This is a genomic window from Henriciella sp., assembly GCF_029936995.1.
Taxonomy (GTDB): domain Bacteria; phylum Pseudomonadota; class Alphaproteobacteria; order Caulobacterales; family Hyphomonadaceae; genus Henriciella.
Window position 1 is genome coordinate 1 of sequence record NZ_JAPYRE010000001.1, and the last position, 17,643, is coordinate 17,643.

Here is a 17,643-nt window from a genome sequence, read left to right on the forward strand (position 1 = left end):
AGGTGCGCCATCTTCCAAAAAATTGGCCCCGGTCAGCTCGAGCGAGGCCAATATCCAGATGTGTCAGGAGGCGCGCTGGAAGCGAACCCTGTCTTGTGTCCTGATGGCCAAGCGGCGAGAGCAGCACAGGGCTGTGCTGCCCCCACATTGTTTACCGGTGATCAGGCAGCTTCAACGTCCGGTCGGCTGAAGTTCACTTCACGTGTGACCTGCCAGCGCCCGTCCTCGAATATGAAGTCGATGCTCAGATCGATCATCATCCTCGGGCCTCCCACCGGGATCTTCCGGGAAATCAGGACATGTCCCCGGTCGCCGGAAACTGTGAGGCTGTGAATTCTGGCCCACAGGTAGTCCTCCGGGTTCTTGTCCCGGAAGGTTTCTTCCAGCATCGCCATGAAGTCTTTTTTCTTCAGGGTCATCAGGCGGCCGTCGATGCTCAGATCCATCACGACGATGTCGTCGTGATAAATTCTGTCCAGCTTTTCCATGTCGGCGTTGACGCCGGCATTCATCAATTCGTCGATCCTGTTTCGCAGCGCAGCTTCTGTTCTTTCGGTCATGGTTTTCTCCTTGGACTCAGGCGTAGGTGCCATTGACGGGGGCGTCTTTCATCGGCCCCCGGCGAAAGCCGATGCCCTTGGCAATCCACTTCAGGTCGGGGCGTGAAAATGGTACATTCGAGATATCGGCGATCTGCAGTGCGCCGGTCTCATCGAGGACAAACAGTCCCGGTTCTGCAAAGGGCGCTTCAACATCCATTCCGTTTCGCGGGCTGGATATGTAGAGACCCAGCGCCTGCATTTGTGGAATTGTCAGGCCGTATGCCACGTCAAATTCCGGCGATACCTCCTTCATCTGGGCGATGGCGCGGGCTTCGCTGTCGGCCGATACCGCCACAACATCCACGCCGAGCTCATTGAGATCAGCCAGTGCTGCGTTGAGTTCCTGAAGGTAGGTCGTGCACAGGGGACAATGCTTGCCACGATAAACAAGCACGAGCATCCAGTCGCGCCCGTTCCGGGGGCTGGATATGTCACGCTGCCCCCCGCCAAGCACAGGAAGAGTGATCGCCGGAAACGCCGAACCGGCGGCGAGTTTCTTGCTGGTCATTTTGAGTGTTTCCCTATATATATCGAGCGTTACATAAAGGTGCGGATTTAAAAGCGTCAAGGGATATATATTGAACGTTACAAAAAAAATTGGCCGTCCCCGGAGCTTTGACTATGACGAAGCCCTGATGCAGGCGATGTCGGTCTTCTGGGTAAAGGGCTATGACGGCGCATCCATGCGCGACCTGACCAGTGCCATGGGCATTACCGGCCCCAGCCTCTACGCGGCGTTTGGAGACAAACGTGGTCTCTATCTGAGGACAATCGATCACTATTGCGAAGCAGACGCCTGCGCCCCGCTAGTTGCCCTAGAAGGTGAAGAGGACATCGAGAGAGCGCTGCATGCCTTCCTGTCCGAGGTTATTCACGCCGCGACAGAGCATGAAAGCGGCGCGAAGGGGTGCTTTCTCGCCTCAAGTGTCGTGGCGTCGGTCGGTCAGGTGGACGGGGTCGCTCAACGCGTGGAAGACGCAATCGCCGATACGGAGAGAAGACTGGCCGCGCGCTTTGATCGGGAAATTGAAAAGGGCACCTTGCCAGCGACATTCCCCTCGCAGGAACGCGCCGCAATGCTCTTTGATCTGCGGCAGGGATATATGTTCCGGGGCCGGGCGGGCTGGTCCAGCGATCGGATGGGGGACCAGATTACCGAGCGGGTGAACATGCTGCTGTCGCACTGACACGCACGACTTCCAGTGAGGCTTAGCGGGTTACCGTGTCACGCTCCATTGGTGCGAGCTTTGCCAGGAAGCGGTTTTGCATCCGGAAGGGGACGCCCTCCTTTCGCATGGCCGCCTGCAAGATCTCGACAACGGCATTGAATTCAGCCCGCGTGATGCCGTGATCCCTGTGTACCTCCGTCATGTTCCTGCCCGTATAGTCACAGCCACCGCCGAGTATGTAGCAGAACTGCTCGTTGAGCGTGCGGTCGAGGCGTTTCCAGTCGGAGGCGGCAAAGATCTTCTCCGTGCGTGGATCGGTGCGGACACCTTCGACAAAATCATCCACGATGCGCGATATGCCTTCGCGGCCGTTAAAGGCTTCCAGCATGGCCTGGCCGGTGAACGGATCGGCCCCGGCATTCTCGTTGCTCACTTCGTAAGGATCGACCTCGAGTTCTCCTGCGCGATGGTAGGGGGTGCCGGTTTCCTGAGCGAAGGCAACGCTGCAGGTCAGGCTCACGGCGAGAAGGCAGAGGGCGGACAGTCTCATGGTCTAGAATCCGAGTTGCAGTGAAAGGTAGAGGCCGCGTTGATCATCAAAGGTCGCAATGGAGCCGAGATCTGCATATGCGGCCGTGACGGTGGCGTGATCATTGATGGCATAGGCTGCGAACAGGTCCACCCAGTCGTCTTCTTTCGCGAAGGCCAGGTTGTCAGGCTTGAACCGGTACTCGCCACCTATGATCAGGCGCCGCGAGAGCTGATAACCAAGAGAGACCTCCGGTTGTATCTGCATGTCTTCCTGTCCGCCAAAGCCGAGCAGTCCATTCTGGTTGGCGTCGGTATAGCGCAGGGTGGCATTGAAGAGCAGGCTCTGGGCGAGGAGCAGCTTGGTGGCGCTGGCGTACACTTCGACGCCGCTGGCATCCTCCGCACCAAGCGCGCCGAGTAACGCGCCATGATCGGCTTCCTTGTACAGTGCGCCAACCGCAATCTGGGGTAGCCAGGTATCCTGTCCGTACACGGCATCCCCGGCGATACGGTATTTCGCACCGTAGATATCCTGTCCGAAGGTGAATCCGTCGCCGATGCCAAGGGCGGCCCCTGTCTCGCCTGTGTCGAACTCCTGGCGCGTATAGCTCACTTCGAAGCGGTCATAGAAACCGACCGCGCCGCCATAGGCTTCGAATGTGTAATCGGGGACGTCGACGCGTGTGTAATGTGCAGTGCCCCCAATGCCCCGGTCGGTTTCGTTACCGGTGATCAGGGCCCAGGGGGTGATCCCCCCGCCTCCGGCCCCGTCCACACTGGTAATCCCGCGGGTGAGCAGCAGTTTGCCCCCGGTTTCGAAATCCAGTCCCTGTGCACCGGCAGGCGTCGTAAAGATTGCACAACCAGCCAGGGCCAGGATCAGCCGGACAGGCCAACGCAATTCTGGACTGTGTCGTCTCGACTGTTTCAAAACGATTTCCTCCGGGGTGTTCCTGCGAGAACAATTACAGAAGAAAGATTAAACGATACGTAATCAGTTTCGGGCAGAGAGCGTTACATGCGCGCCTTGTCCTGTCTTGTTTTCTGCTTGTTCCTGGTTCCGTTTGCGACAGCACAGACGGTAACTGTCCTTGATGCGACGGGAGAACCCGTGCCGCATGCTGTTGTCACGATGGAGGGTGAGGGGGGCTCACCTGAAAACTACGGCATGGCAAACAAGGTAAGCCAGGAAGACTTGGCCTTTCACCCTTACGTGCTGGCCGTGCCGAAGGGGGTTTCTGTCGAGTTTCCCAACCTCGACCGCGTGCGCCACCATGTCTACTCCTTTTCCAGGGGCAACCGTTTCGAGCTTGAGCTTTACGGACGGGAAGAGCATCGCACGGTCACCTTCAACAAGCCCGGCACGGTCGCGATTGGCTGCAATATTCATGATGACATGCTGGCCTATATCCGTGTCGCTGATGCGCCTTATGGCGGGGTCAGCAATGAAAGCGGCACAATCAGTTTCGATGCGATGCCTGAAAACATTGCCACGGCGCATGTCTGGTATCCACAGATCGGGCGTGACGAAGCGCTCGTTCTTCCCCTGATCGCCGATGGCGAAGGATACAAGCTGTCGCTTCCCGCAGATGCACCTGCACCTGTGGCGCGAATGAGCATGAACTAGGGCACAGGCGGGCATGTTCAGACATCTAAAAACAAAGCTCACACTTGCTTATGGTGGTTTGCTTGGCCTGATCCTCGCGGTCATTTCGGTCGCGGTTTACTTTTCAATTCAGAACACGGCGCGAGGGAAGATCGCTGACGAGATGCGCGCCACCTCGGCAGTCTATTCCGAGCTCTGGAGGATCCAGGCGGAAAAACTGGAAGAGAATGCCAGTGTGACCGCCAAGGATTTCGGTCTGCGCGAAGCCGTTGCCACCAATGATATCGCGACAATCGCATCAGCGCTGGATAACATTTCAGGCCGGGTGGACATCGACGCGGCCTATATCGTTCTGTCAGACGGGCGAGTCGTCTCGCCTGGCATGGAGCAGACCGAACGGGTGGAGCCGGGTGTCTGGCAGGCGCTCACGTCTCGGGGGGAGACACTGGGCGTGCTCGCCGTCGACGAGGTTCCATACCAGATGGTCTCCGCGCAGGTGCGGGCACCTGACCTAGTTGGCTGGGTGATGTTCGGCTACCAGCTGGGCGCGGAGCGGATGCAGGAACTGGAGACCCTTTCCTCGATCCCGCTGAACGCCAGGATCGTGATGAAGCCTGACCTGACCGACCTGGAAGAGAGTTCAGGAGACAACATTGTACGCCTGACCAATGTCCGTGGCTTTGGTGACATGCCTGAAGCCGTTCTCGTGCTAAAATACCCGCTTGCCGGCGCCATGGCACCCTTCCGGCCCATGTTGTACGCGATACTTGTCATGGCCGTTGGGGGCAGTCTGGCTCTCCTGATCTGTTCCTGGTTCATATCACGCAGCGTGACAGGGCCGATCACGAAACTGGACCATGCCACGCATGAACTGGCGAGCGGCAAGCGTGTTCATGTGAAAGTGAGCACCAATGATGAGATTGGGCGTCTGGCCGAGAGCTTCGAGCGAATGGCCGGAGAGATCGAGCGGCGCGAAGACAATATTCTGCGCCTGTCGCTCACTGACACCGAATCGGACCTGCCGAACCGCCGCGCGCTCCACGCGATCCTGCAGGAGTTTCAGGGCCATACCGGGAAACACCTCTATTGTGCAGCCATCAGTCCTGACCGCTTCGCCAAGATCATGGCGGTTATTGGACAGTCCTCGACCAATCTCCTGATTGCCCAGCTCGGCAAGCGGATCGAGTCCCAGGCGTCTGTCGAAGGGGTTGGCCGGCTGGGAACAGACATGATCGGGCTGGTGGTGCGTGCTCGGACATTAGACGAAGCTCACGCTTGCCTTGCAGCCATAACGACCGCAGTGAGCAGCCCCATCGAAATCGACGGCGAGAAGGTGGACATACAGCTTTCGACCGGTTTCGCGCATCATGATGAGACCAACCGTCTGCACGCGCTCGACCGTGCCGTCATCGCCTTGCAGCAGGGCCGCCAGCGCCATGCAAAGATCTTCGAATTCGACGCAGAGGCATATGGTGATCCGAGCGGGACCCTGTCACTGATGAGTGAGATGATTGCCGGCCTCGAAAATGGCCAGATTCATATGGCCTATCAGCCGAAGATCGACCTTCGTACACAGAAGATCGAGGGAGCCGAAGCGCTCCTGCGCTGGGAGCACCCTGTTCATGGCTTTGTGTCACCAGAAGATTTTGTCCGAACGGCTGAGGAGACCGGTCATATCCGTCCGCTGAGCGAGTGGGTGCTGCAGCAGGTGCGCAAGGACCGGCAGGCTTTCCTCGACGCCGGCATGGATATCAAGATGGCGGTCAATCTTTCCGGTCGCCTGTTGACGGATACGGAGTTTCTGGACTGGTCGATCACCCTGCTAAAAGGCGAAACGAGCCGCTACTGCTTCGAAGTGACTGAAACCGCCGTGATTGATGATCCTGCGCTGGCGCTTGCCAATATACAGCGGCTACGTGAGGCTGGCATCGAGATCTCGATCGACGATTACGGTTCAGGCCTGTCCTCGCTAACCTATCTCAAGCAGATTCCCGCGCATGAGCTGAAGATCGACAAGAGTTTCGTCATGACGCTTTCGGCGGGTTCCTCGGATGCGCTCCTGATCAAGTCGACAATCGACCTGGCCCACAGCCTGGGCATGACAGTGACAGCCGAAGGTGTCGAGACGGCCGAAGTCATGGCCATCCTCTCAGGCATGGGAGCGGATGCCGCACAGGGCTATTTCATCGCGCGTCCGCAAGCCTGCGAGAAGACGCTCGATTTCCTGAGAAACTTTGTGGCTGATGCGCCCAGGGATAAAGGAAAGCGCGGCCAGGCAGGCCGCAAGTCAGCCTAGACAGAAATCCCATCTGAAGTCTGGAGACTTCTGGAGCGGGTGAAGGGAATCGAACCCTCGTCGTTAGCTTGGAAGGCTACTGCTCTACCATTGAGCTACACCCGCATACCAGAACCGCTGGGAATACTGTGCCCTGTCCGGGGATGCAAGTGGTAGAGCATGTTCGATGGCAGCAAGTGGTGGAGGGGACAGGATTCGAACCTGTGTACGCTATGCGGGCAGATTTACAGTCTGCTGCCTTTAACCACTCGGCCACCCCTCCACAGGGCTGCCCTGCGACGCTTCGATTGACGCCGCCGGAGCAGGACGCCAAATGACAGCAAGAACAGTCACCGGCGCACCGAAGCGCGCTTTATAGGGATGAAGACTATTCCACGCAACCGTGAGAAACGCCGATTTGCAGCACAGTCTGCACTTGGCCCTGAACAGCCGGTCTGGCTATGGGGCCAGCATGCCGTTGAGGCAGCCATCGCGAATGGCGATCGTGTCATTCAACGCTGTGTTGCGACCGAAAACGCCGCGCGCCGGACCGGGTTCGATCACTTTGAAATCATGGATCCGAAAGCGCTGGACAAGCTGTTACCGCCCGGAGCAGTTCACCAGGGGCTGGCCATCAAGACCATGCCGCTTGAGCCGGCTGCGCTGGAGGACGTTATTGCCGGGCCGGATGCGCCACAGCGCCTGTGTGTGCTGGATCAGATTTCCGATCCGCACAATCTCGGTGCGGTCTTTCGCTCTGCCGCCGCTTTCGATGTCGGCGGGCTTGTTCTCCAGACACGCCACACCCCGCCGGTCACCGGCGTTGCGGCCAAGGCGGCTGCAGGCGCCATAGAGGCTGTCCCAGAAGTTCGCGTGGTCAATATTGCCCGTGCGCTGAAGCAGCTTGCTGATGCGGGCTACCATACGATCGGCCTGGCCGGAGAGGGCGAGGAGACAATCGCCAGTGCCGTGAAAGGGGCTCCACGCATCGCCTTTGTCATGGGCGCTGAAGGTTCCGGGTTGCGCCCCGCTGTGGCCAGGGCCTGCGCCACACATGCCCGTATCCCGATGGTTCCGGGCATGGAAAGCCTCAATGTTTCCAATGCTGCGGCCATTGCGTTTTACGAGGCAATGCGGGAGACAGGCGCACAATGACTTTACATGGCCCTGTCTCACACACCTATTTCTCGCAGCGTCTGAAGCTCCATTATGTTGACTGGGGCAATGAGGACAAACCGCCCCTGTTGCTGGTGCATGGTGGGCGTGACCATTGCCGCAGCTGGGACTGGGTGGCCGAGGAACTGCGCAAGGACTGGCATGTCATCGCGCCGGATCTGCGCGGGCATGGCGACAGCGCCTGGTCGCCTGAAGGCAATTACAACATGCAGGCCTATATCTATGACCTGGCGCAGCTTATACACCAGCTGAAGCTGGCGCCTGTCACAATGGTCGCGCATTCGCTCGGCGGTAATATTGCGCTGCGCTATACGGGCCTTTACCCGGAAAACGTCCGCAAGCTCGTGGCCATTGAGGGGCTGGGGCCAAGCCCGGCCATGCTCGCCAAGCGCCGTGAGACGCCGTGGCGGGAGCGGTTTCGCAAGATGGTCGAGGACAAGCGCGCGCTTTCCGGCCGCCAGCCCAAGCGCTATGATAGCCTTGAACAGGCCTATGCCCGGATGAAGGAAGAAAACAGCTTCCTGTCCGAAGAGCAGGCGCGCCACCTGACGATCAACGGTATCGCGCGCAATGAGGATGGCACCTATTCCTGGAAGTTCGACAACTATCTGCGCGTCTGGGAATCGGTCGATCTCACCCAGGAACAGGTCCATGAACTCTGGGGCGCAATCACCTGTCCGACATTGTTGCTCTATGGGGAAAAGAGCTGGGCCTCGAATCCGGCCGAGGACGGGCGGATGAAGTATTTCAACAATGCCGACGTGAAGCTGTTTCCCGAGGCCGGGCACTGGCTGCATCATGACCGCTTCGAGCTGTTCATGCAGACACTTGTGGACTTCCTCTGAAACATCAGCCGGATGAATGCGTGCCGGAGCCGTCTGGGCACGGTACAGCCACGGTGTGAGAGCGGTGTGGGAGCAGTCCAGAAGTGGCGCCACAGCGCGTCATATGGATGTGTCTGCCAGATGCTATATGGAAGTTTCGCGCTATCCATAGCTCCTATCAATAACACATGATCGTATAATCGATTGGATTGATGGACCTTTGGGCGCTATCACGTGTAACTAGGATACACGCGCAACACAGGGAGATATCATGGCTGACGATCTCAAATGCCCCGTCGTGGGCGATCTCGAAACACACAATGTATTCAAGGGCCGGTCCAACAAGGACTGGTGGCCCAAGCTTCTGAACCTCGACATCCTCCACCAGAACCATCCGGCTGGTAATCCGATGGACGAGGACTTCGACTATGCCGAAGCCTTCAAGAAGCTGGACCTGAAAGCCGTCAAACAGGAAATCGCCAAGGTCCTGAAGGACTCACAGGACTGGTGGCCGGCTGACTATGGCCACTATGGCCCCTTCATGATCCGCATGGCCTGGCACAGCGCCGGGACGTATCGCGTCGGCGATGGCCGCGGGGGCGGTGGTGCCGGTGCCCAGCGTTTCGCGCCGCTGAACAGCTGGCCGGACAATGCCAACCTCGACAAGGCCCGCCGCCTTCTCTGGCCGGTCAAGCAGAAGTTCGGCAATTCCCTGTCCTGGGCTGACCTCATGATTCTCGCGGGCAATGTCGCGCTTGAGGACATGGGCTTCGAGACGTTCGGGTTCGGCGGTGGCCGCGAAGACATCTGGGAACCGGAAAAGGACGTCTACTGGGGCACCGAGGAAGAGTGGCTCGGCTCCGACAAACGCTATCCCGGCGAGGAACGCGTTCTGGAGAACCCGATTGCGGCAACGCATATGGGCCTCATCTACGTGAACCCGGAAGGCCCGGAAGGTAAGCCGGACCCGGTCGCAGCCGCGCACGATATTCGCCATACCTTTGGCCGCATGGCCATGAATGACGAGGAAACCGTTGCGCTGATCGCTGGCGGTCACACTTTCGGCAAGTGCCACGGTGCCGGTGATGATTCACTGGTTGGTGCCGAGCCGGAAGGCGCTGACATTGCAGAGCAGGGCCTTGGCTGGACGAGCACACATGGCAGCGGCGTTGGTGTCGATGCCATCACGGGTGGCCCGGAAGTGACCTGGACGCAGACGCCAACTCAGTGGTCGAATTTCTTCTTCGAGAACCTGTTCGGCTATGAGTGGGAACTGGAGAAGAGCCCGGCAGGCGCCTATCAGTATGTTGCCAAGGATGCCGAAGCGGTGATCCCCGGACCGACCGAGGACAGCGAGCCGCGCAAGCCGACCATGCTGACGACCGACCTGTCGCTTCGCTTCGATCCGGAATACGAGAAAATCTCGCGCCGCTTCAAGGATAATCCGGAAGAGTTCGCCGATGCCTTCGCGCGGGCCTGGTACAAGCTGACCCACCGCGACATGGGCCCGAAGGTCCGCCTGCTCGGTGAGGAAGTTCCGGAAGAGGAACTGCTCTGGCAGGATCCGATCCCGGAAGTCGATCACGAGCTGGTCAATGCCAGCGATATTGCCGAACTGAAGAACACGATTCTTGGTTCCGGCCTGTCGACGGCTGACCTCGTCTCGACCGCATGGGCTTCAGCTTCCAGCTATCGCGGGTCCGATATGCGCGGGGGTGCCAATGGCGCACGTATCCGTCTCGAGCCGGCGAAGAACTGGGAAGTCAACGAGCCGAAAAAGCTCGCCAAGGTGCTTTCCAAGTATGAGGACATCCAGAAGGCCTTCAATGGCGCCCAGTCGGGTGGCAAGAAGATCTCCATGGCTGACCTGATCGTTCTTGGCGGCTGTGCAGCTGTCGAGAAGGCGGCAAAGGATGCCGGCCACGACCTCGAAGTGCCGTTCACGCCGGGCCGCATGGACGCCACGCAGGAGCAGACGGACGTCGACTCCTATGCCTATCTCGAGCCGAAGGCCGATGCATTCCGCAACTATGTGGTCGACACGCACCGCACGGTTCCAGCCGAAGAGCTCATGGTCGACCGTGCGCAGCTTCTGAGGCTGTCGGCGCCCGAAATGACCGTCCTGATCGGCGGCCTGCGGGTGCTTGGGGCCAACTATAACGGCGAGAAGCATGGTGTCTTCACCAAGCGGGAAGGCCAGCTGACGAATGACTTCTTCACCAACCTGCTCGACATGGGCACGGCGTGGAAGGTCTCGAAAGACAACGAGCACCTTTATGAAGGTCACGCACGTTCCGGCGGTGAGCTGAAATGGACGGCAAGCCGGGCTGACCTGGTGTTCGGTTCCAACTCGCAACTGCGTGCGATTGCCGAGGTCTACGCCCAGGAAGACAATACGAAGAAATTCGTGAATGACTTCGTGGCAGCCTGGAACAAGGTCATGAACCTCGACCGGTTCGACCTGAAATAATCGGCCGTGTCAGGGGCTGCTTCCGGGTGGCCCCTGACATGCCTGAGACAATGAGAGGCGGCGCTATGGTATGGCTGTAGCGCCGCTTTTTTTATTCCTGAATCTAGGAGGGCTCGGTCTCCGGCCTTGCCAGTGAATCCGGATCAATCCCCATACGCGCAATCCGCTCGCGCCAGCGTTTGCGCGCCAGTGTCTGCATGTTCTCGACCACATCAAGCTCGTCGGTGATCTCGAGGCCGACAAGCGTCTCGATCACGTCTTCCAGCGTGAGCAATCCCTGGACCGTGCCATACTCGTCGACAACCAGCGCGATATGCGACTTGTCTTCCATGAGGCTGCCAAAGGCCTGCGAGGCCGTCAGGAAGTCCGGCAGGACGAGAAAGTCCCGCCTGAAGCTGGCTAGCTTGTTGTCGAAGGCATCGCGCGCCTGGGCGAGAAGCAGGTCGTTCTTCAGGACATAGCCGTTAATGGAATCGGCCTCGTTCTCATAAATGGGAATCCGCGAAAACGGCTTCTGGGCGTGCTCTGCGAAAAAGTCGTCAACGCTCATATCTTCATGCGCGGAGAATATGACGGGACGCGGGGTCATTATATCGCGCACCGACAGCACGTTGAGTTTCATCACATTGCTGACAATGCTGTGTTCCTGCGAGCCGATTTCGCCCTCGCGCGCGCCAATCTTTGCCATCGCCTGCATCTCGTCACGGCTGAAGGTCGGCTGGTTGCCGCTCGTGCGTGCGATCAGGCGGGTCAGTGCCTCGAAGATGATTACGGCGGGCAGCAGAAGAAGTGTCAGCCATCGGATCAGGACTGCCATGGTGGGGGCCAGGCTCTGCCAGTGGGCCGCGCCAAGCGATTTTGGTATGATCTCCGAAAATACGAGGATCAGCAGGGTCAGCACGCCAGAGGTCACACCCAGATAGGCATTGCCGAAAACGATGGCGGACTGGGCACCGACACCGGCTGCGCCGACGGTATGGGCGATCGTATTTGCTGTGAGGATGGCTGCCAGCGGGCGGTCGATGTTGCTGCGGACCTTGGCCAGTGTGCGGGCGCCACGGGCACCGCGTTCTTCGAGCGTGGCGATATAGGATGGCCTGACAGATAAAAGGACAGCCTCGGCGATGGAGCAGAAGAAGGACACGCCGATGGCGAGACACAGATAGATTATGAGTAGGGTCATTTAGAAACTATGTTGCCATGTCCGCACCCGCGGGGAAAGGCTGTCGGCATGTGGCATCTGGTTCAGGCTCTGGCGGGCCCGAGTGGAAGGCATCGAAGATGAGCGACTACGAAACTCAGCGCGAAGGCATGGTGGCTGACCAGCTGGAAGCGCGTGGCATTTCTGACCCGCGCGTTCTGTTGGCCATGCGCGCGGTGCCGCGTCACTGCTTCATACCGTCAGAGAACCGCGGCCATGCCTATCGCGACGGCCCGGTGCCGATCGGACAGGACCAGACCATATCCCAGCCTTACATTGTCGCGATCATGGCGGAACTTGCCGACCTAGCGCCGGGCCAGACAGTGCTCGATGTTGGCATGGGGTCCGGATATGCTGCTGCCGTCGCCGCACAGATCGTCTCGCATGTATATGCCATTGAGCGCCATGCTCCCCTGACACGGCAGGCAAGCAACGTACTGGATTCGCTTGGCTATCAGAATGTCACCACACGGACGGGCGATGGAACGAAGGGCTGGCCTGAGATGGCGCCCTTCGATGCCATTCTTGTGGCAGCGGCAGGCGATGTGCCGCGCGCCCTGTGTGAGCAGCTGAAGCCGGGCGGTCGCCTCGTCATTCCGGTGAGCGGACCGGGGGGGCGCCAGATGCTCAAACGTATCACCCGGACCGGAGACGACACGTGGAGTGAAATGGATGCGGGCGGGGTGGCCTTTGTGCCCCTGGTCAATGAGGCTGGCCGCTAGCTAGCCTTTTGCGCGCGGCAGGCTGAGCCCGAAAACGATCGTGCTGGCGCGCAGGATGAAGGCCGCCGCCATGCCGCTTGCAAGGGCGACCGGGTCGCCCGGCCCATAGCTCATGATCAGGAAATAGACCAGCGACCCGGCAAGCGCGCAGGTCGCATAGAGTTCGCCATCCTTGAGCACCAGTGGCTCCTCATTCGCGACCACGTCACGCAGAAGCCCGCCTGCGCTGGCGGTCATCGCCCCCATGATCAGGGTGACGAGAAAACCGTGACCGAGTGACATGGCCTTGGCCGCGCCAGTGACGGCAAACAGGGACATGCCGACCGCATCGGGCCAGCGCAGGGCGCGGAACCGGCTGACGAAACGGTAGAAGATGAAGGCTGTCCCCCCACCGGCGATGGCGAGCAAAATGGTAACCGTGTCGGTCAGCCAGAAGACGGGTTCGCCCAGAAGAAGGTCGCGCAACGTGCCGCCGCCAATCGCGGGCAGGAAGGCCAGGACGATAACGCCCAGCAGGTCCATCTGCTTGCGTACAGCCAGCACGCCGCCGGAGATGGCGAAGACGAAGACACCGATCCTGTCGGCAAAGGCGAGGAGAAGCTCTGGGGACATTGTTATTGTGCTAGCGCGTTACTCGTCCTGCCACCAGACCGGGCGCTCGTCGCCCCAGTTTCGTGCCACGAGCATATCAATCTCCCTGCGAGTATAGGGGCGCAACTTTTCTGCCTCTGCCTTCTCGCGTTCGAGATATTGTTCGTAAAGGAGGTCCTGCATGAGCCACCAGCCGGGGGTGGATTCGTCGAGTTGATGGGAGGCTAGGTGTTGCTGCAGCTCATGCGTGCGGGGGCGGAGGAAACCGGGTGGTCTGATCCACCTGTTCTGACTATCGAAGTAGACGTATTCGATCAGCGTGTTGGAATGATTTTCCGGAAAGGGCCGGTCAATCAGTGCTGCCCAGTTCTTTCTTATGAGTTCGGGGGAATAACACTGAGAGACAAGCATCGGACGAGCTGTTAGCTTGAGGCCTTCATTCCAGAAAATGCAGCCATACTCATTCTGATCGACGCATTCCCAAGCGCGCTCGTCGTAGAAGACGTTCAACGGATCGGTCCAGTTCTCTTCGTTCAAGCTGAATACATTATCGATTACGTATGGCCGGGCCTGAGCGTGCAGGTGCTGCGCGATCGGATGGTCTGGATGGAAGAAGGCCCAGCTATATCCGATCTGCCGGGTGGCAAGGACCAGCAAAACCAGATTGAGAATACCGAACATGCAGGCCGTAATACTGAACTTTTGCCGCATAATGAGGCCAGTTGCTGCATGCGTACAAATCAGCAAACCAATAAGCCCACAGATCACAAGTAGGAGCGTGTGAAGCCCTGGCTGGTCCGCGCCGTTTCCGTAAAGAACGGTTTCTCCCATCTGGCATGCGCCGGGGGCGGCGAAGCCGATGAAGCTGGTAAGTGGTGTGAAGACCAATATGCTGATGGTGAGCGCAAAAATGATCAGGTCGAGCGGTAAGCCCAGTGCTTTGCGCTTACTTGCACGACTACGCCAGGGTGCCCGTCGCCCCATTTACACTCACAAATAGCTTAACCTCTATCTAGGGATAATCGTGACCGTGGTCTCTTGGCAAGAAGGGGACGTCCATTATTCCGAGGCGTCCAGCGCGGCGATCACGCTGACGGGGATCTCGCCGATGGTTATATGTTTGGCGCCGCGTCCGGTGGGGATGCGGGCAGCTTCTGACATGGCTTCAAGGTCGATGACGGAGACATTGTCGCTGCGGGTGTTTGGCAGGAAGCAATAGCGGTCATTGCCCGTGATAGCGGCCCAGCTTGGCGCATTGCCCGTGTCGACCGTCGTGACGAGGGAGAGGCCGTCTGTGCGCACGATGGCGGCATAGTCCGAAGCGCGCCCGGCGGCACAGAGCAGCGTCTCGTCACCTGTCATGGCGAGGCCGTGATGCGGGGCCTCGAAGTCCCAGTCGTCTTCCGTGACACCCTCATCGACCGGCAGGTCTATGCGGGTGCTGTTCGTGCCAGTCTCGAGATCGCGCGCGACGATGCTGTGCTGGTTGGATAGCTGGGCGTAGGCGGTCTTTTCATCTTCCGTCACGGCGAAGGGGCGGATGCCGGCTTCGAAGCTGTACGTGGCAAGCGTCTCGAGCGTGTCAGCATCGGCCTTTGTGATGAGGTATGCGTCTTCGGCCTGTGCACGCTCTGCCAGGGGCAGCTGCATGTCGCCAAGGCTGGCAACATAGACATGCTCGCCGTCGTCGGTGATGTGAATATCGTGTGGCCAGATCCCGGCCTTGAACTCTCCCGTCTTCTCTCCTGTTTCGGTATCGAGCACTTCGACGACATCACCGCCGAACAGCAGGGCGGCAACATAGAGGCGTTTGCCATCGGGAGAGATGTCCATGTGGTCGGCCCGCATGCCGGCAATCGGTGTGCGCCAGAGGATGTCGCCGCTGGCGATGTCCATGGCGACGACATCACCGAGGAAGCCGCGCGAGATATAGAGAACGGTGCCATCACGGGACAGATCGGTGTCCTGGCCGTAATTCAGCCCGCCTGCGGCTTCGGCCCGGCCCTGGGCAAGGCGTTGTATCGGATCGCGCAGGAAGCCGACCTTGCGCCCGTCGGGTATGCCGTTGAGCGTGGCAATGGGCTCAAGGCTATCGGTCCCGATGAGGGTAAGCGTGCCGCCAACGGCGTTCGAGACGATGGCAACTTCCCGTGTCTCGCCCTCCGGGGCAGCGGACGTATCGCGCGCGCCTGTGCCATAGCCCGCCTCGCGCCAGGCCAGTGCGCCAGTGATCAGCACAGCTACGAGCAGAATAGCCAGAAGTATCCTGATGATCATGATTGTAGCCTCCCCGTCTGTCCCTTGAAGTCTAGGCGATGCAGAGGCAGCCCGGCAATGAATTCCGCGCCGGTTATCGCTTGCGCATATTTGATCGAGATCAAGTTTTCACGCCTGTTCGTGGCGGTTTTCTTGATCAGGATCATGAAGACGTCCGGTTTCGCGAAACCCGCGCAACTCATAGGTCAGTGGTTGCGTAGGTGGGCCGCAACGATCGGACATGGGCCCTCGCGCCATTGTTGCTTGAATTCACCCGCACCGGTTCGTGCCTCTTGGGCGGGTCCGGTGCAATAAATCGAGGAACAGAAAGAGATGCAGACAGTAAGAAAGGATCTTTACCAGACACGGCTGAACAGCCAGCCGGACATGATTGCCCGCAAGGCGCCCGTTGTACGCTCCAGCGACCGCCGGTTATCGCCGGTTGCGCCGGAGCTGATCGAGGCTTTCGATCGCGATGGTTTCATCGTGCTGGAAGACGTCTTCTCTGATGAGGAGGTCCAGCGGATGCGCGCAACAGCGAATGAGTTGCGTGATTATCCACAAAGCCTTGCCGACGAGACCGTTGTCTCTGAACCCGATAGCGGGGCCGTACGCTCGGTCTTCGCGCCGCACCGCCAGAGTGACGATTTTGACCTGGTCTCGCGCGACCCGCGTCTCGCCGAAGTGGCCCGCCATATTCTCGGCGACGACGTCTATATCCACCAGTCGCGCCTGAACTATAAACCGGCCTTCAGGGGCAAGGAGTTCTACTGGCATTCGGACTTCGAGACCTGGCACGCTGAGGATGGCATGCCGGACATGCGGGCGCTCTCGATGTCGGTCATGCTGACGGACAATCATCCGCAGGCCGGGCCCGTCATGTTCGTGCCGGGAAGCCACAAGCAGTTTATCTCCTGTGTCGGCGAGACGCCGGAAGATAATTACAAGTCCTCGCTGAAGCGCCAGGAGACCGGTATTCCGGACAAGGACTCTATTGCTTCCATGGTTGCAGAAGGCGGCATTGAGGCCCCGGCCCCGAAAGCCGGGTCGGTCGTGATTTTCGACTGCAACACGCTGCATGCCTCGAATGGCAACATCACGCCGTTCGAGCGGATGAATGCCTTCTTCGTGTTCAATGCCTGGTCCAACAGGCTCGAAGCGCCGTTCGCCGCAGGCAAGCCGCGTCCCGAGCATGTCGCCCACCGCAAGGTGGATGCTCCCCTTCGGCGGCTTTCGCGTCAGCATCGCTTTGCGGCGTGAGGGGCGTGAAAAAGCAGGGCGTATCTGAAAGCCGGCGCCGGGGATGACCCGGGGCCGGTTTCATATTTTTATTCGATGCCATTTTTTGAGGAACATTTCGAATGATTGATCGTCTCTATACCCAGATGTGCCCGAAAGGGCAGGTGTCTGAAAACATGAAAATTTTAACAAGACGGACTTGTTGAGATGAGCGGAATCAGACCGGAAAACATTGAGCCTTGCGAGACATCCGATAGCTGTCTGGCCGAGAAGCTGAGTGCTCTGGCCCCGGTGGACAGCAGGCAGGCGGGCTTGCTGGCCGCCCTTGAAGAGGAAAGATGCGAGATCGGCCCGGGAGAAGTTCTCTACCCGGCCGGCGAACCGACGGAAAAACTGTACGTCCTGAAAAAAGGCTGGCTGGTGTCGGAACTGCATGATGGCAGCGGAAACCGCTCCATCGTCCGGGTGCACCATCCGGGCGACATCGTCGGGGACTCACAAATTCCGTACACGGTCACACCATACCGGGCCGTGGCGCGCTCCGAAGCGATCGTCTGTCCGTTCCCGCGGGAAAACCTTGTCGAGGTGTTCAAGCGCTCGCCGCGCCTGTCAGCCCTTCTTCTTACGGTGGCGATGATCGAAAGTGCAGAGCAGGAGGACCGGGCCCGCGTCTTTCGCCGCAACAGCGCAATGGCGAAGCTCGCCCTGTTTGCCCAGCAGACGTTCGGGCGGCTGAAACTGATGAACAACCTTCTGCATGACCGTTTCCATTGTCCGCTGACCCAGACGGATATTGGTGATGTGGTCGGGATGACGAGCGTGCATGTCTCCCGCACTTTTACCAAGCTGGAAAAGGAAGGCGCGCTCAAGCGCCACAGCCCGTTCATCCAGATCGTCGACGAGGAAAAACTCTCGGTCCATAGCAGCTATCTCAACCGCTATAACGAACTGGACCTGAGCTGGCTGCCGGAAGCGTGAGGC

General features: G+C 59.2%; 19 protein-coding genes and 2 tRNA genes. 10 read left to right on the plus strand and 11 right to left on the minus strand.

Annotation, left to right across the window (positions count from 1 at the left end; all coding sequences use genetic code 11):
* Positions 1 to 161 precede the first annotated feature (161 nt).
* Positions 162 to 560, minus strand: coding sequence for a nuclear transport factor 2 family protein (locus Q1K31_RS00005; RefSeq protein WP_300375362.1), 399 nt, complete (start codon positions 558 to 560; stop codon positions 162 to 164).
* 16 nt (positions 561 to 576) lie between these two features.
* Positions 577 to 1,110, minus strand: coding sequence for a peroxiredoxin-like family protein (locus Q1K31_RS00010; RefSeq protein WP_300375363.1), 534 nt, complete (start codon positions 1,108 to 1,110; stop codon positions 577 to 579).
* Positions 1,111 to 1,180: 70 nt separating this feature from the next.
* Here Q1K31_RS00010 and Q1K31_RS00015 point away from each other — a divergent pair, with 70 nt between their 5' ends.
* Complete coding sequence (locus tag Q1K31_RS00015; RefSeq protein ID WP_300375364.1) at positions 1,181 to 1,789, plus strand: TetR/AcrR family transcriptional regulator; 609 nt, start codon at positions 1,181 to 1,183, stop codon at positions 1,787 to 1,789.
* 22 nt (positions 1,790 to 1,811) lie between these two features.
* Here the strand turns inward: Q1K31_RS00015 and Q1K31_RS00020 are convergent, their stop codons facing one another.
* Together Q1K31_RS00020 and Q1K31_RS00025 are read right to left on the minus strand one after the other, a co-directional pair.
* Positions 1,812 to 2,321: a group 1 truncated hemoglobin gene (locus tag Q1K31_RS00020; RefSeq protein ID WP_300375365.1), complete on the minus strand. Its 510-nt coding sequence runs from the start codon at positions 2,319 to 2,321 to the stop codon at positions 1,812 to 1,814.
* A gap of 3 nt (positions 2,322 to 2,324) precedes the next feature.
* Complete coding sequence (locus Q1K31_RS00025) at positions 2,325 to 3,203, minus strand: DUF3034 family protein (RefSeq protein WP_300375366.1); 879 nt, start codon at positions 3,201 to 3,203, stop codon at positions 2,325 to 2,327.
* Positions 3,204 to 3,413: 210 nt separating this feature from the next.
* Between Q1K31_RS00025 and Q1K31_RS00030 the strand changes: the two genes are divergently transcribed.
* Positions 3,414 to 3,929, plus strand: a complete 516-nt coding sequence (locus tag Q1K31_RS00030) for a methylamine utilization protein (protein WP_300375367.1) — start codon at positions 3,414 to 3,416, stop codon at positions 3,927 to 3,929.
* Positions 3,930 to 3,942: 13 nt separating this feature from the next.
* On the plus strand, positions 3,943 to 6,204 hold the full coding sequence (locus tag Q1K31_RS00035) for a bifunctional diguanylate cyclase/phosphodiesterase (protein WP_300375368.1): 2,262 nt from the start codon (positions 3,943 to 3,945) through the stop codon (positions 6,202 to 6,204).
* A gap of 31 nt (positions 6,205 to 6,235) precedes the next feature.
* On the opposite strand, the gene Q1K31_RS00040 is transcribed toward Q1K31_RS00035, so the two are convergent.
* Positions 6,236 to 6,309 (minus strand) — tRNA-Gly (locus Q1K31_RS00040).
* A 72-nt stretch (positions 6,310 to 6,381) separates the two neighbouring features.
* Positions 6,382 to 6,466, minus strand: a tRNA-Tyr gene (locus tag Q1K31_RS00045).
* A 98-nt stretch (positions 6,467 to 6,564) separates the two neighbouring features.
* Here Q1K31_RS00045 and Q1K31_RS00050 point away from each other — a divergent pair.
* The 3 genes from Q1K31_RS00050 to katG all read left to right on the plus strand — a co-directional run bounded on the left by Q1K31_RS00050 (position 6,565) and on the right by katG (position 10,653).
* Positions 6,565 to 7,338 carry an RNA methyltransferase gene (locus Q1K31_RS00050; RefSeq protein WP_300375369.1) on the plus strand — a complete coding sequence of 258 codons (774 nt, stop codon included), beginning with the start codon at positions 6,565 to 6,567 and terminating at the stop codon, positions 7,336 to 7,338.
* Positions 7,335 to 8,204 carry an alpha/beta hydrolase gene (locus tag Q1K31_RS00055; protein ID WP_300375370.1) on the plus strand — a complete coding sequence of 290 codons (870 nt, stop codon included), beginning with the start codon at positions 7,335 to 7,337 and terminating at the stop codon, positions 8,202 to 8,204. The genes Q1K31_RS00050 and Q1K31_RS00055 overlap by 4 nt, the downstream gene beginning before the upstream one ends.
* 250 nt (positions 8,205 to 8,454) lie before the next feature.
* Entirely contained in the window at positions 8,455 to 10,653 is a 2,199-nt protein-coding gene (gene katG, locus Q1K31_RS00060) for a catalase/peroxidase HPI (RefSeq protein ID WP_300375371.1), read from the plus strand.
* 103 nt (positions 10,654 to 10,756) lie between these two features.
* Here the strand turns inward: katG and Q1K31_RS00065 are convergent, their stop codons facing one another.
* Complete coding sequence (locus Q1K31_RS00065; protein WP_300375372.1) at positions 10,757 to 11,836, minus strand: hemolysin family protein; 1,080 nt, start codon at positions 11,834 to 11,836, stop codon at positions 10,757 to 10,759.
* Between the two features lie 98 nt (positions 11,837 to 11,934).
* On the opposite strand from Q1K31_RS00065, the gene Q1K31_RS00070 reads away from it, so the two are divergent.
* Entirely contained in the window at positions 11,935 to 12,576 is a 642-nt protein-coding gene (locus tag Q1K31_RS00070) for a protein-L-isoaspartate(D-aspartate) O-methyltransferase (protein WP_300375374.1), read from the plus strand.
* Here the strand turns inward: Q1K31_RS00070 and Q1K31_RS00075 are convergent, their stop codons facing one another.
* Complete coding sequence (locus Q1K31_RS00075) at positions 12,577 to 13,188, minus strand: trimeric intracellular cation channel family protein (protein ID WP_300375376.1); 612 nt, start codon at positions 13,186 to 13,188, stop codon at positions 12,577 to 12,579. It abuts the gene before it with no gap.
* A gap of 18 nt (positions 13,189 to 13,206) precedes the next feature.
* Entirely contained in the window at positions 13,207 to 13,878 is a 672-nt protein-coding gene (locus tag Q1K31_RS00080) for a hypothetical protein (protein WP_300375378.1), read from the minus strand.
* A 69-nt stretch (positions 13,879 to 13,947) separates the two neighbouring features.
* Between Q1K31_RS00080 and Q1K31_RS00085 the strand changes: the two genes are divergently transcribed.
* Positions 13,948 to 14,097 (plus strand): hypothetical protein, encoded by a 150-nt coding sequence (locus Q1K31_RS00085; RefSeq protein WP_300375381.1) that lies wholly within the window; start codon positions 13,948 to 13,950, stop codon positions 14,095 to 14,097.
* A gap of 129 nt (positions 14,098 to 14,226) precedes the next feature.
* Here Q1K31_RS00085 and Q1K31_RS00090 read toward each other — a convergent pair whose 3' ends face one another.
* Entirely contained in the window at positions 14,227 to 15,444 is a 1,218-nt protein-coding gene (locus Q1K31_RS00090) for a hypothetical protein (RefSeq protein ID WP_300375384.1), read from the minus strand.
* The gene (locus Q1K31_RS00095; protein WP_300375387.1) at positions 15,441 to 15,590 is read right to left on the minus strand and encodes a hypothetical protein; all 150 of its coding nucleotides are present in this window, start codon (positions 15,588 to 15,590) and stop codon (positions 15,441 to 15,443) included. The genes Q1K31_RS00090 and Q1K31_RS00095 overlap by 4 nt, the downstream gene beginning before the upstream one ends.
* A gap of 220 nt (positions 15,591 to 15,810) precedes the next feature.
* On the opposite strand from Q1K31_RS00095, the gene thpD reads away from it, so the two are divergent.
* A complete protein-coding gene (gene thpD, locus Q1K31_RS00100) occupies positions 15,811 to 16,683 on the plus strand; it encodes an ectoine hydroxylase (protein ID WP_367187507.1) in 873 nt (290 codons plus the stop codon).
* 186 nt (positions 16,684 to 16,869) lie between these two features.
* Positions 16,870 to 17,640: a Crp/Fnr family transcriptional regulator gene (locus Q1K31_RS00105; protein WP_300375392.1), complete on the plus strand. Its 771-nt coding sequence runs from the start codon at positions 16,870 to 16,872 to the stop codon at positions 17,638 to 17,640.
* The last annotated feature ends 3 nt before the right edge of the window (positions 17,641 to 17,643 follow it).

Bases quoted from the DNA above. Each gene is read 5' to 3' on its own strand.
- Q1K31_RS00005 (WP_300375362.1), bottom strand. From the start codon at position 560: ATGACCGAAAGAACAGAAGCTGCGCTGCGAAACAGGATCGACGAATTG.
- Q1K31_RS00010 (WP_300375363.1), bottom strand. From the start codon at position 1,110: ATGACCAGCAAGAAACTCGCCGCCGGTTCGGCGTTTCCGGCGATCACT.
- Q1K31_RS00020 (WP_300375365.1), bottom strand. From the start codon at position 2,321: ATGAGACTGTCCGCCCTCTGCCTTCTCGCCGTGAGCCTGACCTGCAGC.
- Q1K31_RS00035 (WP_300375368.1), top strand. From the start codon at position 3,943: ATGTTCAGACATCTAAAAACAAAGCTCACACTTGCTTATGGTGGTTTG.
- Q1K31_RS00050 (WP_300375369.1), top strand. From the start codon at position 6,565: ATGAAGACTATTCCACGCAACCGTGAGAAACGCCGATTTGCAGCACAG.
- Q1K31_RS00055 (WP_300375370.1), top strand. From the start codon at position 7,335: ATGACTTTACATGGCCCTGTCTCACACACCTATTTCTCGCAGCGTCTG.
- katG (WP_300375371.1), top strand. From the start codon at position 8,455: ATGGCTGACGATCTCAAATGCCCCGTCGTGGGCGATCTCGAAACACAC.
- Q1K31_RS00065 (WP_300375372.1), bottom strand. From the start codon at position 11,836: ATGACCCTACTCATAATCTATCTGTGTCTCGCCATCGGCGTGTCCTTC.
- Q1K31_RS00070 (WP_300375374.1), top strand. From the start codon at position 11,935: ATGAGCGACTACGAAACTCAGCGCGAAGGCATGGTGGCTGACCAGCTG.
- Q1K31_RS00075 (WP_300375376.1), bottom strand. From the start codon at position 13,188: ATGTCCCCAGAGCTTCTCCTCGCCTTTGCCGACAGGATCGGTGTCTTC.
- Q1K31_RS00080 (WP_300375378.1), bottom strand. From the start codon at position 13,878: ATGCGGCAAAAGTTCAGTATTACGGCCTGCATGTTCGGTATTCTCAAT.
- Q1K31_RS00090 (WP_300375384.1), bottom strand. From the start codon at position 15,444: ATGATCATCAGGATACTTCTGGCTATTCTGCTCGTAGCTGTGCTGATC.
- Q1K31_RS00095 (WP_300375387.1), bottom strand. From the start codon at position 15,590: ATGATCCTGATCAAGAAAACCGCCACGAACAGGCGTGAAAACTTGATC.
- thpD (WP_367187507.1), top strand. From the start codon at position 15,811: ATGATTGCCCGCAAGGCGCCCGTTGTACGCTCCAGCGACCGCCGGTTA.
- Q1K31_RS00105 (WP_300375392.1), top strand. From the start codon at position 16,870: ATGAGCGGAATCAGACCGGAAAACATTGAGCCTTGCGAGACATCCGAT.